We start from the raw sequence: 13,937 nt of genomic DNA on the forward strand, positions 1-13,937 counted from the left end.
CGGGGTTGGGCGGTTTTTCGGGTTTTGACTTCAGGGGTTGTAAGGATGAGTACTGCTGCGAGTTCTCCGAATGCCCGGCCCTCCGGCCGCGGAAGCGCCTTCTGGCTGATCCTGCTGGGACTGTCGGTGATCCTGTTCGGCGCCAACACCGGCGTGGCCACCTACGAGGGCAGCCGCCTGTCCGGGGCCAGCACCGGTGCGGCCGACCTGCAGGTGCTGTCCCAGCAGCTGGCCAACCAGGGCCGCGACGCGGTGGCCGGCAGCGCCGACGCCTACGCCGCCTTCAAGGACACCGAGAAGCGCATCGACGCGACCATCGCCGACCTGCAGTCCCGGTTCGGCCAGGAGCGCGCGGTGACCGGCCCGCTGCAGGCCCTGGCCCAGACCTGGGCGCCGCTGTCCAAGAATGCCGACCAGCTGATCGCCGCCGAGCCGGCGGTGCTGGCGCTGTCGGGCAACGCCAACCGCTTTTCCGGGCAGGTGCCGCAGCTGCAGGCCCAGCTCAATGAAGTGGTGCGCGCCATGTCCTCCAGCGGCGCGCCGGCCTCGCAGATCTACAACGCCCTGCAGCAGGTCGTGGTCGCCGGGCGCATGGCCCGCAGCGTGACCGAGGTGCGCGCCGGCGGCAGCGGGGCGAGCATGGCCGGCGATGCCCTGGCCCGCGATTCGATGCTGTTCGCCCAGGTGATGGGCGCGCTGCGCGAGGGCAACGAGGAATTGGGCATCGTGCCGGTGCGCAACGGCGCGGCCCTGGCCGCGCTGGAGCAGTCCAACGCGACCTGGACGGCGATGAAGCGCGACCTGGACGCCATGCTGGGCAGTGCGCGCAACCTGTTCGGCGCGCAGGTGGCCTCCACCGCGCTGGCGCAGGGCTCCAACGGCATGCTGGAGCAGAGCAAGCGCCTGTTCGAAGCCTTCTCGGCGTTCGGTTCGGCGCGCGATACGCGCCTGTTCCCCAACTTCTGGATCTCCGTCGGTTCCGGCGCGCTGCTGCTGATCTCCATCATCGGCCTGCTGCGCAGCTTGTACGTGTCGCGCAAGCGCGAGCAGGAGATCCGCTACCAGACCCAGGTGGAATACAACAGCCGCAACCAGCAGGCGATCATGCGGTTGCTGGATGAAATCAGTTCGCTGGGCGAAGGCGACCTGACGGTCAAGGCCACGGTGACCGAGGACATGACCGGCGCGATCGCCGACGCGATCAACTACGCCGTGGACGAGCTGCGCAACCTGGTGACCACCATCAACGACACCTCGGTGCAGGTGGCGGCCTCCACCCAGGAGACCCAGGCCACTGCGCTGCAGCTGTCCGAGGCGGCCAATCACCAGGCCAGCGAGATCGGCTCGGCGTCCGAGCGCATCAGCGACATCGCCGGCTCGATCGAACAGGTCTCGCGCAACTCGGCCGAATCGGCCGGCGTGGCCCAGCGTTCGGTGCAGATCGCGGCCGAGGGCGCGGGCGTGGTGCGCGAGACCATCCGCGGCATGGACCAGATCCGCGACCAGATCCAGGAGACCTCCAAGCGCATCAAGCGCCTGGGCGAGTCCTCCCAGGAGATCGGCTCGGTGGTGGAGCTGATCAACGACATTTCCGAGCAGACGAATATTCTGGCGCTCAACGCCGCCGTGCAGGCGTCCTCGGCCGGTGAGGCCGGCCGCGGTTTCGCCGTGGTCGCCGACGAAGTGCAGCGCCTGGCCGAGCGCACCTCCAGCGCCACCCGTCGCATCGAATCGCTGGTCCAGGCCATCCAGGCCGACACCAACGAGGCGGTCAACTCCATGGAGCAGACCACCGCCGAGGTGGTCTCCGGGGCGCGCCTGGCCGAGGACGCCGGCACCGCGCTGGGCGAGATCGAACGCGTGTCCAGCGATCTCAACGAGCTGATCAAGAACATTTCCGGCGCTGCCCAGCAGCAGTCCGACGCCGCTGCCGACATCACCCGCACCATGGAGGTGATCCGCCGCATCGCGTCGCAGACCTCGCAGGGCGCGGGGCAGACGGCCGAGTCCATCGGTCACCTGACCCAGCTGGCCTCGGATCTGCGCCGTTCGGTGGCCGACTTCAAGTTGCCGGGTTGAGACGGTCCATGCGGATGAACTGTGGATCGAACGAGCGCCGATGGATGCCGCCGGATGCGGCAGTCCGTACCAGGAGGCTGCGATGAGTGCGTTGCGTGATGCCATGAGCCATGCCGTGCTGGGCTGGGTAAAGCCTGAGCTGGATGCCACCCTGCGCCAGGCGCGGGAAGAGATCGAACTGTTCGCCGAGCAGCCCACCCATCTGCAGCACATGCAGCAATGCGGCGCGCACCTGCACCAGGTGCAGGGCACGCTGCGCATGGTCGAGCTGCACGCCCCGGCGCTGGTGGCCGAGGAACTGGAAGCGCTGGCGCTGGCCCTGCAGGAAGGGCGCGCCCAGGACATCGACGAGGCCTGCGCGGTGCTGATGCGCGGCACGGTGTTGCTGCCGGATTACCTGGAGCGCCTGCAGAGCGGGCACCGCGACATCCCGATCGTGCTGCTGCCGCTGCTCAACGAGATCCGCGCCGCGCGGGGCGAGGCCGGCCTCAGCGAAGGCGTGCTGTTCGCGCCGGACCTGGACCGTCCGCTGCCGCCGACCGCCGGAACGGCCGAACCGCTGCCGGTCAGCAGCCGCGCCAGCCGCCTGGAAGCGGCGCAGGAGCGCCTGGCGCGCGCCCTGCAGGCCTGGCCGGAAGCGGCCGCGCCGGACAACGCGGCCGAACTGGCCGACGCCACGCGCGACATGCTCGCACTGATGAAGGACGAGTCGTCCCGACGCATGCTGTGGGTGGCCAGCAGCGTGGCCGAAGCGCTGCGCGACGGGGCGCTGCAGGCCAGCCCGGCGGTCCGCCAGGGCTTTGCCAGCGTGGTGCGCTCGCTGCGCCAGGCGCAGGAAGACAAGTTGCTCAGTTCCACGCCCGGCCAGGAGCCCACGCGCGAACTGCTTTACCAGGTGGCCAATAGCGACGCCCAGCACCCCGCACTGGACGATTTGCGCAGCACCTTCGGCCTGGAAGCGGCCGAGCCGACGCCGGCCGAGATCGAACACGCCCGCAGCAGCCTGACCGGGCGCAACCGCGCCCTGCTCGACACCGTCGGCGGCGCGGTCAAGGAAGAACTGCTGCGCATCAAGGATGCGCTGGATCTGCACCTGCGCACCGGCGGCGATGTCGCCGCGCTGGAATCCCAGGTCCAGCACCTGACCAGCGTGGGCGAGACGCTGGGCATGATGGGGCTGGACGCGGCCCGCGGCGTGGTGGTCGAGCAGCGCGATGCGCTGTCGGACCTGATCGCCGGGCGTCGTTCCAACGATGAGGGCGTGCTGCTGGACATCGCCGGCGCGCTGCTCTACGTGGATGCCTCGCTGGATGACCAGGTCGCCGGCCTGGGTGCAGCCCCGGGCGACGCCTCGGACGAGGCGCACTCCAGCGAAGCCATGCGCACGATCGAGATCGTCGCGCAGGAGGCGATCCGCAATTTCGCCGCCGCGCGCGAAGCGTTCGTGGCCTTCATCGAGACCAACTGGAACCACGAGCAGCTGTCCGACGTGCCGCGCCTGCTGGGCGAGGTGTCCGGCAGCCTGCGCATCCTGGACCTGGCGCCAGCGGCCGCCCACGTCGACGGCGTGCGCCGTTACGTGGAGGTCGAGCTGGTCGGCAACCGGCGCGTGCCCGGCGGGCAGCAGCTGGACACGCTGGCCGATGCCATGGCCAGCCTGGAGTACTACCTGGAAGCGCTGCGCGACCGGCGACCGAACCGCGAGGAAATCCTGGACGTGGCGCGCGCCAGCCTGGAGAACCTGCGCTATTCGTCCGCAGGGGCCGTTGCCGATGCGCCCGTCCAGAACGTGGAGCCGGCTGTCCCCGCCTTGCCGCAGGCCGACCCGGCCGCGGCAGCCGAACCCGGCACCCGCGAGAACGCGGCTGGCGAACCGCCGGTATTCGAATGGCCGGCCGAGGATGCGATCGCCGCGCCGGCGGACCCGGCGCTGCAGATCGAGCGTTTCGAGGCCGCGCCCGAAAGCGGCGAACGTCTGACCCTGGCGCCGCTGGAGCTGGACGAAAGCGCGCACCTGGCCGATGACCAGGTCGCGCGACCCGAGGCCGAGTCGGCTCGCATCGCGCCCTGGACGCTGGAAGAGGACGCACCCGGCGAGCGCCTGGAGCTGGCGCCGCTGGAGCTGGACGATGGCGCCCACGGCGTGGAGGTGGACGCATCTGCCAGCGATGAGCCGCTGGACATCGCCGTGGACACGTCCGAGTGGACGCTGGAGATCGAGGAGGACGCACCCAGCCCCGCGCCACTGGCGTGGGAGCCCGAGGACACCCTCCAGGCCGATGGCGCTGGCGACCCGCCGCCCCTGGATTTTCAAGAAGCCCTGGCGCACGAAGCGCCCACTACGGAGCACTCGCCCACGGCCGAGCCACTGCCGCCGGTCGCGCTGGACGCGCAGGTGGAAGATGCGCCGCAGGCGACGGCTTCATCCCAGCCCCCCTCACCGGTGGGCGATGGCCCGGCCATCGAAGCCGGCTTTGACACCTCCGCGGGCGACATCGACGATGAGATCCGCGATGTGTTCCTGGAGGAGCTGGCCGAAGAGGTCGGCAGCATCGCCGCCCTGGTCCCGCACTGGCGCGAGGACCTGTACGACCTGGAGCGCATGCGTCCGATCCGCCGCACCTTCCACACGCTGAAGGGCAGCGGCCGGCTGGTCGGCGCCCGCGTGCTGGGCGAGTTCGCCTGGAAGGTCGAGAACATGCTCAACCGCGTGCTCGACGGCACGCGTCCGCCTTCGCCGGCGGTCCTGGACCTGCTGGAGCGCTCGACCCTGGTGCTGCCGCAGCTGGAAGCCGCACTGCGCGGCACCGGCGCGGTCACCGCCGATCTGCATGGCCTGGAAGCGGTGGCCGATCGCCTGGCCGAAGGCGAGGAAGCCTGGTACACCCCACGTGCGTCGCTGGATCAGGCCGAGGCGGTCGCTGAAGCGCAGGTGCCGCCGCCGCTGCCACCTACCGACCTGGACGGCATTCCCGCCTCGGTGGACAGCGTGCTGCGCGAGATCCTGGAAGCGGAGGTGCAGGCGCACCTGAAGACCGTGGATGCGTGGCTGGCCATGGCCGCCACCGGCGCCGGCAACGCGCGCGTGAACGAGCCGCTGCTGCGCGCCTTCCACACCATGAACGGCGCCTTCGCCATGGCCGACGTGCCTGGCATCACCGAGGTCACCGGACCAGCCGAACAGTTCCTCAAGCGCGCCCTGCCGACCAATGCGCCGGTCACGGCCGAGGCGGTGCAGGCCATCGACGAGGCCGCCACTGCGATCCGCCAGGCCATCGCCGCCCTGCACGCCGACGCGCCGCGCATCCCGCGCTTTGAAGCCCTCAATGCGCGCCTGGTGGCGCTGCGCGACACCCTGCCGCAGGCCAAGCCGACCGTGCTGACGGTGCCGGACCTGCCGGCCGAGTCGTCGCAGGAAGCGGCGCAGGACGAGATCGCCCCGCCGGTGCTCGATGGCACGCTGCAGGACATGGACCTGTCGGCCTACCTGGATCCGGCGCATCTGCCGGGCAACCAGGCGCCGCAGGACCAGGCCACGGGCGCCGATGACGCAGGCGCGCCGCTGGCAACGCCCGCGTTCGACGAGGATCAGGAACGCGCTGCGGTCCAGGACGTGGAGCCGATCGAGCAGGTTCCAGTACTGGACGAGGCCCTCAGCCTGGAAGAGGACGCGCCCGCGTTCGCGCAGGACGATGAGGGGTCCCAGGACACCACACTGCACGACGAGGCGGCGCTGGATGCCGCCGAGCAGGATGAATCCGCGGCGATTCCGCCGGCCGAGGCGGTCGAAGCGGACGCCGATCGCCATTTCCGCGGCTTCGAGCTGGACGCGACCTACAGCGGTCGCCCGGCGGCGGAGATGACCCCGATCACGGGCGCCGTGGCGCTGGTACCTGCCGATGCCCTGCCCGAGGCGCTGGAACCGGCGCCCGCCGCTGCCGCAGACGCGCCAGCCGAGGACATCCTTGTCGAGGAAGTGCCGGCCGAGGATGCGCCTGCCGAGGACATCCTTGTCGAGGGTGTGTCGGCCGAGGAAGAGCCTGCCAATGAACTGCCAGCCGATCGCTGGACCATCGCCCAGGACGCTGCCGTCGAGGCCGTGACCGAGCCACAGGCCCCCGCCATCGCCATCGCCGAAACCTCGTCCGAGGAAGAAGCCACGCCATCGCTGGAGTCCGAGCTGGGACCGGCCGTGTTCGAGGTAAGCCAGCCGGTCGCCGACCCGGTCGAGTTCGATTTCGCCGATGGCACGGTCCTGGCCGACGACGCGCCGGCCTCGCTCGGCGCGCTCGATTACGACACCCCCCAGGACCCCGCCGCCGGCATCAGCCTGGAAGAGGCCGAATCGGCCGTCCAGGGCGAAGAGCTGGACGCGGTCCTGGCCGAGCAGGCGCCGGTCGAGTCCGACGCTGCGCCGGATCCGGAGAATGCGCCTGCCGAGGCCTGGTCCGACGCGAGCGCGCAGGACCCGGAACCGGCGCTTCAGGCGCAGGAGCCGTCTCCTGCCGAGGACTTCACCTGGACCGAGCCGCCGGCGGATGTGATCGAATCCATCGCGCTGCTGCCGGACCCCGACGCCGATGCGCTGACCGTGGCGACCGACGATGCGCACGCCCCGGACATCGCGCCGACGCAGCCGGAGGAGGCCTTCGTCGTCTCCGCGCAGGATGCGCAGGAGGAAGCAGCCACGGTCGAGGCGCTGCTGGGTGGAGACGACGGCAGCGCCGCCGTCGATGCGCCGCAGGCGACCGACGCACCGGTCCAGGCAGGCGTGGAGGCCACGGCCGCGGCCGAGAGCATCGATGCGCTGATCGGCGAGCCGCTGCCGCTGGACGAGCTGGACCGCGACCTGGTCGACATCTTCGTCGAGGAAGGCCGCGACCTGCTGGATCACTCCGACGGCGTGCTGGCGCAGCTGCGCCAGGCCCCGGACGACCACGCGCTGGTGGCCGCGCTGCAGCGCGACCTGCACACGCTCAAGGGCGGTGCGCGCATGGCCGGCATCAACGCCATCGGCGATCTGGGCCATGCCATCGAATCGCTGCTGGAGAAGGTCGCGGCCAACCGCCTGCAGCTGGACCGCGGCGGCGTGCAACTGCTGGAGCAGGGCTTCGACGGACTGCACCGCCTGCTCACCGGCGCGGCTGGGTACCGGGCGGTCGGTCACCCGCAGGCCTTGATCGCTGCGTTCGACGCGATGGCCGAAGGCCGCAGTCCGGCGCCAATCGATGCACCCGCATCCCAGCCGGCCCAAGCGCCCGCGTCGGTGCCCGCACCGGCGCCGACCGAGCAGGCGCCGCCCACCTCGGTGCAGGAGGCCGCCGCGGAGGACGCCGCGTTGCCGACGCCTCAGGCTGAAGCACCGGCGCGGCAGGCCGAAGCACCGGTCGCGCCGGTCGCGGCCGCCAGGCCGGAGCTTGCGCCGCTGTCCGCGCCGGTGGATGCCTCGGCCTTCCAGGACGAGGAAGTGCAGCTGCAGAGCGGCAGCGAGCAGGTGCGCGTGCGCGCGGACCTGCTCGACCGCCTGGTCAACAACGCCGGCGAAGTGGCGATCTACCGGGCGCGCCTGGAGCAGCAGCTCGGGGCCTTCCGTGGCGCCATGGCCGAACTGGACCGCACCAACGTGCGTCTGCACGACCAGCTGCGACGCCTGGACCTGGAGACCGAGGCGCAGATCGTGGCGCGCTACCAGCGCGAGCAGGATCAGCGCGATCCCACCTTCGATCCGCTGGAGCTGGACCGCTTCTCCACCCTGCAGCAGCTCAGCCGCGCGCTGGGCGAATCGGCCGCCGACCTCAGCGGCCTGCAGGGCGTGCTGGACGATCTGGCCCGCCAGTACGACAGCCTGCTGCAACAGCAGTCGCGCGTCAGCTCGGAACTGCAGGACGGCCTGATGCAGGCCCGCATGGTGCCGTTCGAAGGCATCGTGCCGCGCCTGCGCCGGACCTTGCGCCAGGCCGCCAACGACACCGGCAAGCAGGTGCGCCTGCAGCTGCAGGGCACGCATGGCGAACTGGACCGCAACGTGCTCGAGCGCATGACCGCGCCGCTGGAACACCTGCTGCGCAACGCCCTGGCTCACGGCCTGGAAGCGCCGCAGGCGCGTCGCGAGGCGGGCAAGGCCGAGGAAGGCCTGGTCACCATCGCGCTGGACCGCGAAGGCTCGGAAATGGTGTTGCGCGTCAGCGACGACGGCGCCGGCCTGAACCTGGACGCCATCCGCGCCCGGGCCGAGCAGCGCGGCCTGCTGGCGGCCGGCTCGGAGATCTCGCGCGTGGACCTGGAGCGCATGATCCTGGAGCCCGGCTTCTCCACCTCCGAAACGGTCAGCCAGTTGGCCGGCCGTGGCGTGGGCATGGACGTGGTGCACAACGAGGTGCGCGCGCTGGGTGGCACGCTGGATATCGATTCGACCTCCGGCAAGGGCACCACCTTCACCCTGCGCCTGCCGCAGACTTTGGCGGTGACCCGCGCGGTGTTCGTGCAGGTCGGCGAGACCCGTTTTGCGGTGCCGGTGGCGGCGGTCAGCGGCATCGGCCGCATCACCCGCGACCGTTTCACCAAGGACGGCGCCAGCTACGTCTACGCAGGCGAGGAATACAGCCTGTACGACCTGGGCACGCTGGTGGCCCACAACCCCTCGCTGGCCGAAGGGCAGGAGCAGATCCCGCTGCTGCTGGTGCGCTCGGGCGACCTGCGCGCGGCAGTGGCGGTGGATGCGGTGCTGGGCAACCGCGAAATCGTGGTCAAGCCGGTGGGCCCGCAGGTGTCCTCGATCCCGGGCATCTACGGCGCCACCATCACCGGCGATGGCAGCGTGGTGGTGATCCTGGACGCGGCCCCGCTGGTGCGTCGCTTCATCGCGCGCCCCGCGGGCGCCACGCCGCAGGCGGCGGTGGCCGAGCAGCGCCACGTCCCGCTGGTGATGGTGGTGGACGACTCGCTGACCATGCGCAAGGTCACCGGCCGCGTGCTGGAGCGCCACAACTTCGAGGTGGTCACCGCGCGCGACGGCGTGGAGGCGCTGGAGCGACTGGAAGACCGCGTCCCGGACCTGATGCTGCTGGATATCGAAATGCCGCGCATGGATGGCTACGAGCTGGCCACGGCCATGAAGGCCGATGCCCGTTTCGCCGGCGTGCCAATCGTGATGATCACCTCGCGCAGTGGCGACAAGCATCGCCAGCGCGCGTTCGAGATCGGCGTGCAGCGCTACATGGGCAAGCCCTACCAAGAGCTGGATCTGATGCGAAACGTGTACGACCTGTTGGGGATGGCCCGTGTCCGCGAGTGAGCCCGCCATGACCCGACCGCGCGTGGCGCTGCTGGCCCGGGAAGGGCGGGCACGCGACCAGCTGAGCCAGGCCCTGCGCGCCTCCGGTGCGCAGACCGTGCTGGTGGCCGATCCCAATGCCCTGGATGCCCATACCCTGCGCGCGGCCCAGCCCGAGGCGGTACTGGTGGCCCTGGAGCCGGCGGTGGAGGACAGCGTGTTCCGCCTGGATGACGTGCTGCACGATCCGGCCCTCAACGTGATCTTCGACGACGCCGAGCTGGCCCTGCAGCGCGAAGGCTGGGATGCCCAGCGCTGGGCGCGGCACCTGTCGGCCAAGCTGTTCGGCCACGCCGACGTGCTGCCGCCTGGGCGCGAGGCGGACGATCCGCAGCGCTGGCCCGGCCTGTCGACCACGCCGGCAGCGCCGCATGCGGACCTGCCGCCGGAGAGCGATCTCGCCACCACGCAAATCACCGATGCCGCCGCGCCCACCGCCGGTGCGGAGCGCCCGGACTTCTCCAGGCTGAGCCTGGTCGAGGATGCGCCCGCCGCGGCCGAGCCGGATCCTGCGCCTGCCTCGGCCGCGCCCGCCGAGGCACCGCCGATCGGACTGCAGTTGGAGGACGAGCAGGCCCAGGAGCAGCCGGCCGAAGCCTTCACCATCGACCTGGACAACTGGAAGCCGATCGAGCGGCCCGAACTGGCGTTGGTGGATCGGTTCGATGCCCCCCTGCCGGAAGCGGACGCGCCCGCGCCCAGCCCGCTGCCGCCACGCGTCGGCCCGCCGCCGCTGCCGCCGCTGGATCCGGCGGCGGACGCGGCCGCTTCCGCGCCCGCAACGACCGCCGAGTCCGCACCGCCGCCGGTCCCGCGCAGCAGTGGGCTGACCCTGGAACTCGAGGCGCTGGACGGCACGCATGCCGGCCCGGTGGCCAAGGGCGCCGTGGTACTGCTGGCCGGCATCGGCGGTCCCGACGCAGTGCGGCGGGTGCTGAGCGGCCTGCCCTCGGGCACCCCGCGCCCGGTACTGATCCGCCTGCGCCTGGATGGCGGGCGCTACGACAATCTGGTCCGCCAGATCGCACGCATCTCCGAAATGCCGGTGCTGCTGACCGTCGCCGGCCAGCGCGCGGCCGCCGGGCATGTCTACGTATTGCCCGACGAGGTGGGCGTCCAGGTCGGCGCCGACGGCGCACTGACCTTCACCGAGGGCGCGCCTGAGATCGGCGCGCTGCTGTCGGCCCTGCCGGCGGCCGACAGCGCGGTGCTGCTGCTGAGCGGCGCCGAAGTCGCGCACGTGGAGCCGGCGCTGTTGCTGGCCCGTCGTGGCGCCTTCGTCGGCGGACAGTCGCCGCAAGGCTGCTACGACCCGGCCGCCTCGCGCGAGCTGCTGTCCCTGGGCGGCAACGTGGCCACGCCCGAAGATCTCGCCGCCGAGCTGTTCGGCCATCTCTACAGCTGAAGGGTGACGCCATGATGCTTTCCAACGACGAACTGCGTGGCGTGCTGGTGCAGACCGCCGGCGAGCGGCTGCTGCTGCCCAACACCACGGTGGCCGAGATGATGTCGCGCGTGCCGATCACCCCGCTCGCCGATGCGCCGGAGTGGCTGGTTGGTCAGATCGCCTGGCAGGGCCTGTCGGTGCCGGTGCTGTCCTTCGCGCGCCTGGCCGGCATCGGCGCCGACCCGGTGGGCGGCAACGTCAAGCTGCTGGTGCTCAAGGCCCTGGGTGGCAATCCGCAGCTGCCGTACTTCGCGCTGCTGACGCCGTCCTTCCCGCGGCTGGTGACCGTGCCGCGCGATGGCCTGCTGGCCGACGCCACCGAGGAGTCGCTGCCCCTGGGCGTGCACATGCGCGTGCTGCTGGGCGAGGAGTCGGCGCTGCTGCCGGACCTGGAGCGCCTGGAAACCCTGATCGACGAGGCGCTCTCGCTGGGCGCGTGAGCAGACGCGCCCCGATGTAGAAGCAGAGGCGTGCGGATCACCGCACGCCTTTTTCATGCGCGGTCAGAAGCGCACTTCGAGCCCAAGCGTGGCGGTGTCGGCGCGATTGATCGTGTAATCGTCGCCGTAGTAATCGTAGTAGTCGTCGTCGGAGTAGACGTAGCTGTTATAGATCAGCTGGACGTTGAAGTGTCGCGTGATGTCCACGCCCAGCCCCAGGCCGGCGTAGGCACCGACCACAACCCTCTGGTCATTGTCGCCGAAGCTGTCGATTTTCGATCTGAAGTAACCCAGGCGCGCGATGCCGAAGATCGGGCTGTTGCTGCCGAAGTTGAAGCGCGCGCTCGCACCAAGCGTGAAGTAACGCGCCTGGGGATAGACCTCGGTGTACGTGAAGTTTTGCTGCCAGAACGGATCCCACTCAGTCGTGGATGTCTCCTCCTTTTTCAGCTTTCCGTAGGCGGCCTCGATGCCGACCTGCGTCACCGGGCCGGCCTGCCAACGGAAGCCGGCACTGGCGGCAGTGAGCTCCTGCTTTTTGTCGTCGTAGATCCAGCCATGACCTTTCTGCACGCCGACGAAGAACGCGCTGCGCGGCGCATCGCCTCGCGCACGAGGCGTGGGTTCCAGTGCCGGCTGCGCGGATGCGGGCTGGGAGGTAACAAGCCGGGTGGCCGGTGGGGCAGCCACGGGCGTGGACGCTTGCTCGCTCTGCGACTGCGACTGCGACTGCGCCTGCTGCTGCGGCACAGGCTGTGCGGCGCTCTGCGCCTGCTGCTTGCGGTAGGCGTTCCAGGACGGTGAGACGGACTGAGCGTGCGCCTGCACGGCCACGACGGCCAGGCAGAGCGGAAGCGCGCGGATGACGGACTTCATGGTGTTCCCCCTGATGAAAGATCATGGACCGGCCGCTGTGCGACGGATGGGACGTGTCCCCATCCACCCATCGCAGGTGTCGGCTGGTCATCGAGTGCGGGCGCAAGGCCGCTGGGCCTGCGCGAACGACGTGGCGCATCTTGCGCCTGTGCTGGGCCTGGCCCACGCGTCCCGCGGCTGCGGGCGTGATGTCCTTATGCGATTCCCCTGGTGGGCTTACAGTGGAGTTGCGCCCTGCACGTGTCAAGATGCTGCGGCGCGGGGGATGGGGCGCGGCGTGCACGGGCAGGTCATCCGGGCCGGCTTAAAGTCCGCGCTTTGACCGAGGAGGTAAGCCATGAACGTCCGGATCCTCATCGCCATGCTCGGCCTGGTGTCGATGCCCGCGCTGGCGCAGGTGGCCACCAGCGAGCTGCGCGACCGCCAGAACGGCGGGACCCAGCTGATCGACGGTCCACAAGGCCCGGTCAACCTGACCTGGGGCCAGAACCGCCAGCTGGCCAACGCCTCGGACTACAAGGTGACCATCGCCGACCTGGACCGCAACGGCGATGGCGTGCTGACGCTGGACGAAGTGCCGGACACCCACGCCCTGCACAGCGAATTCCGCCTGGTCGATGCCAACGGCGACGGCAAGATCAGCGCCGAGGAACTGGCCAACTGGCGTTGAGCCGGTCCCGGACGGCCCGGTTTCGCCACGCCCGAATCGAGCCAGCCGGCGCCTCCTAGGTGAGCGGTTCTGTGTGGCCTTGGCCAGTAGCCGCGAAGCGGTCTCTCGCGCAAGCCCCTTCGCCGCTCAAGCCGCGCCCACGATTTGCTTGGAGGGGTTGAACCAGATTCTCTTAAGGCGCACGCGACGTCAGAGGTCGCCGTACAAGGCCTGCAGCGCCGCGATGGCGGCCAGTCCAGCCGTTTCGGTACGCAGGATGCGCGGCCCCAGGCGCAGTCCGCGGAAGCCCAGCTCACGCAGCTGGCTGCGATCGCGCTCGGACCACCCGCCTTCCGGACCGATCGCCACCAGCACCGGCGCGCCCGGTGCGGGCTTAAGCGAGGTCAAGGTTTCCGCGCCTTCCGGGTCCAGCATCAGCCGCAGGCCCTCGATGGGCAGCTGCGCGGACACGGTGGCCAGCGTGGCCACCGACGCCAGCGCCGGGACCTGCGCACGACCGCTCTGCTCGCAGGCCGAGACCATCACGCTGCGCCAGTGCGCCTCGCGCTTGGCCAGGCGCTCGCCTTCCAGGCGCACCTCTGTGCGGTCGGCATTGACCGGATGCACCTGGGCCACGCCCAGCTCGGTGGCCTTCTGCAGGATCAGGTCCATCTTCTCGCCGCGGGCGATGCCCTGGATCAGGCCGATGCGCAGCGGCGATTCGCGCGCAACCGGCACTGGCGTGCCCAGCACGACGCGCACCTCGCGCTTGTCCGCGCGCGTCAGGGTTGCCGGCACGTCCAGGCCATCGCCGTTGAACAGCACGCAGGCCTCGCCCTCACGCAGGCGCAGGACCCGCACCAGATGGCCGGCCACATCGTCTGGTAGCAAGATCTCGGCGCCAGGCTGCAGGGGCAGGTCGACGAAGCAGCGGGTCAGGCGCATGTGTTCGGGCTCCAGGCCAACGGTGGGCGGGGGCCTGCGGCAAAGGCCAGGACGGGTCGCCGCGGTGGCACGCCCAGGTCATCGGGTCGGTCACGCCGACCTGCTAGGATTGCGCCCACATGATCGTCCGTTCGCATCCCTCCATGATATCGGCAAGCCTCCCGCGCG

6 protein-coding genes and 2 pseudogenes are annotated in these 13,937 nt (G+C 70.6%); 6 read left to right on the top strand and 2 right to left on the bottom strand.

The window, feature by feature from the left end; translation table 11 throughout:
* Positions 1 to 45 precede the first annotated feature (45 nt).
* The 5 genes and pseudogenes from EPA99_RS12745 to EPA99_RS12760 all read left to right on the top strand — a co-directional run bounded on the left by EPA99_RS12745 (position 46) and on the right by EPA99_RS12760 (position 11,299).
* The gene (locus EPA99_RS12745; RefSeq protein WP_129471609.1) at positions 46 to 2,079 is read left to right on the top strand and encodes a methyl-accepting chemotaxis protein; all 2,034 of its coding nucleotides are present in this window, start codon (positions 46 to 48) and stop codon (positions 2,077 to 2,079) included.
* Positions 2,080 to 2,161: 82 nt separating this feature from the next.
* Positions 2,162 to 7,303: pseudogene (locus EPA99_RS12750) on the top strand (Hpt domain-containing protein); the annotation flags it as partial.
* A gap of 180 nt (positions 7,304 to 7,483) precedes the next feature.
* Positions 7,484 to 9,373: pseudogene (locus EPA99_RS19165) on the top strand (response regulator); the annotation flags it as partial.
* A gap of 7 nt (positions 9,374 to 9,380) precedes the next feature.
* Positions 9,381 to 10,817, top strand: coding sequence for a chemotaxis protein CheB (locus EPA99_RS12755; protein WP_129471611.1), 1,437 nt, complete (start codon positions 9,381 to 9,383; stop codon positions 10,815 to 10,817).
* A 14-nt stretch (positions 10,818 to 10,831) separates the two neighbouring features.
* Positions 10,832 to 11,299 (top strand): chemotaxis protein CheW, encoded by a 468-nt coding sequence (locus EPA99_RS12760; RefSeq protein WP_129471708.1) that lies wholly within the window; start codon positions 10,832 to 10,834, stop codon positions 11,297 to 11,299.
* A gap of 63 nt (positions 11,300 to 11,362) precedes the next feature.
* On the opposite strand, the gene EPA99_RS12765 is transcribed toward EPA99_RS12760, so the two are convergent.
* A complete protein-coding gene (locus EPA99_RS12765) occupies positions 11,363 to 12,175 on the bottom strand; it encodes an outer membrane beta-barrel protein (RefSeq protein ID WP_129471612.1) in 813 nt (270 codons plus the stop codon).
* Between the two features lie 337 nt (positions 12,176 to 12,512).
* On the opposite strand from EPA99_RS12765, the gene EPA99_RS12770 reads away from it, so the two are divergent.
* Complete coding sequence (locus EPA99_RS12770; RefSeq protein WP_129471613.1) at positions 12,513 to 12,845, top strand: EF-hand domain-containing protein; 333 nt, start codon at positions 12,513 to 12,515, stop codon at positions 12,843 to 12,845.
* Between the two features lie 189 nt (positions 12,846 to 13,034).
* Here EPA99_RS12770 and EPA99_RS12775 read toward each other — a convergent pair whose 3' ends face one another.
* Complete coding sequence (locus EPA99_RS12775; protein WP_129471614.1) at positions 13,035 to 13,769, bottom strand: 16S rRNA (uracil(1498)-N(3))-methyltransferase; 735 nt, start codon at positions 13,767 to 13,769, stop codon at positions 13,035 to 13,037.
* Between the last annotated feature and the right edge of the window lie 168 nt (positions 13,770 to 13,937).

The sequence above is a fragment of the Pseudoxanthomonas composti genome, from assembly GCF_004122095.1.
Lineage (GTDB): Bacteria > Pseudomonadota > Gammaproteobacteria > Xanthomonadales > Xanthomonadaceae > Pseudoxanthomonas_A > Pseudoxanthomonas_A composti.

What these genes read in the sequence shown, in the direction of transcription:
- EPA99_RS12760 (WP_129471708.1), top strand. Translation starts at nt 10,832, where the DNA reads ATGCTTTCCAACGACGAACTGCGTGGCGTGCTGGTGCAGACCGCCGGC.
- EPA99_RS12775 (WP_129471614.1), bottom strand. Translation starts at nt 13,769, where the DNA reads ATGCGCCTGACCCGCTGCTTCGTCGACCTGCCCCTGCAGCCTGGCGCC.
- EPA99_RS12770 (WP_129471613.1), top strand. Translation starts at nt 12,513, where the DNA reads ATGAACGTCCGGATCCTCATCGCCATGCTCGGCCTGGTGTCGATGCCC.
- EPA99_RS12765 (WP_129471612.1), bottom strand. Translation starts at nt 12,175, where the DNA reads ATGAAGTCCGTCATCCGCGCGCTTCCGCTCTGCCTGGCCGTCGTGGCC.
- EPA99_RS12755 (WP_129471611.1), top strand. Translation starts at nt 9,381, where the DNA reads ATGACCCGACCGCGCGTGGCGCTGCTGGCCCGGGAAGGGCGGGCACGC.
- EPA99_RS12745 (WP_129471609.1), top strand. Translation starts at nt 46, where the DNA reads ATGAGTACTGCTGCGAGTTCTCCGAATGCCCGGCCCTCCGGCCGCGGA.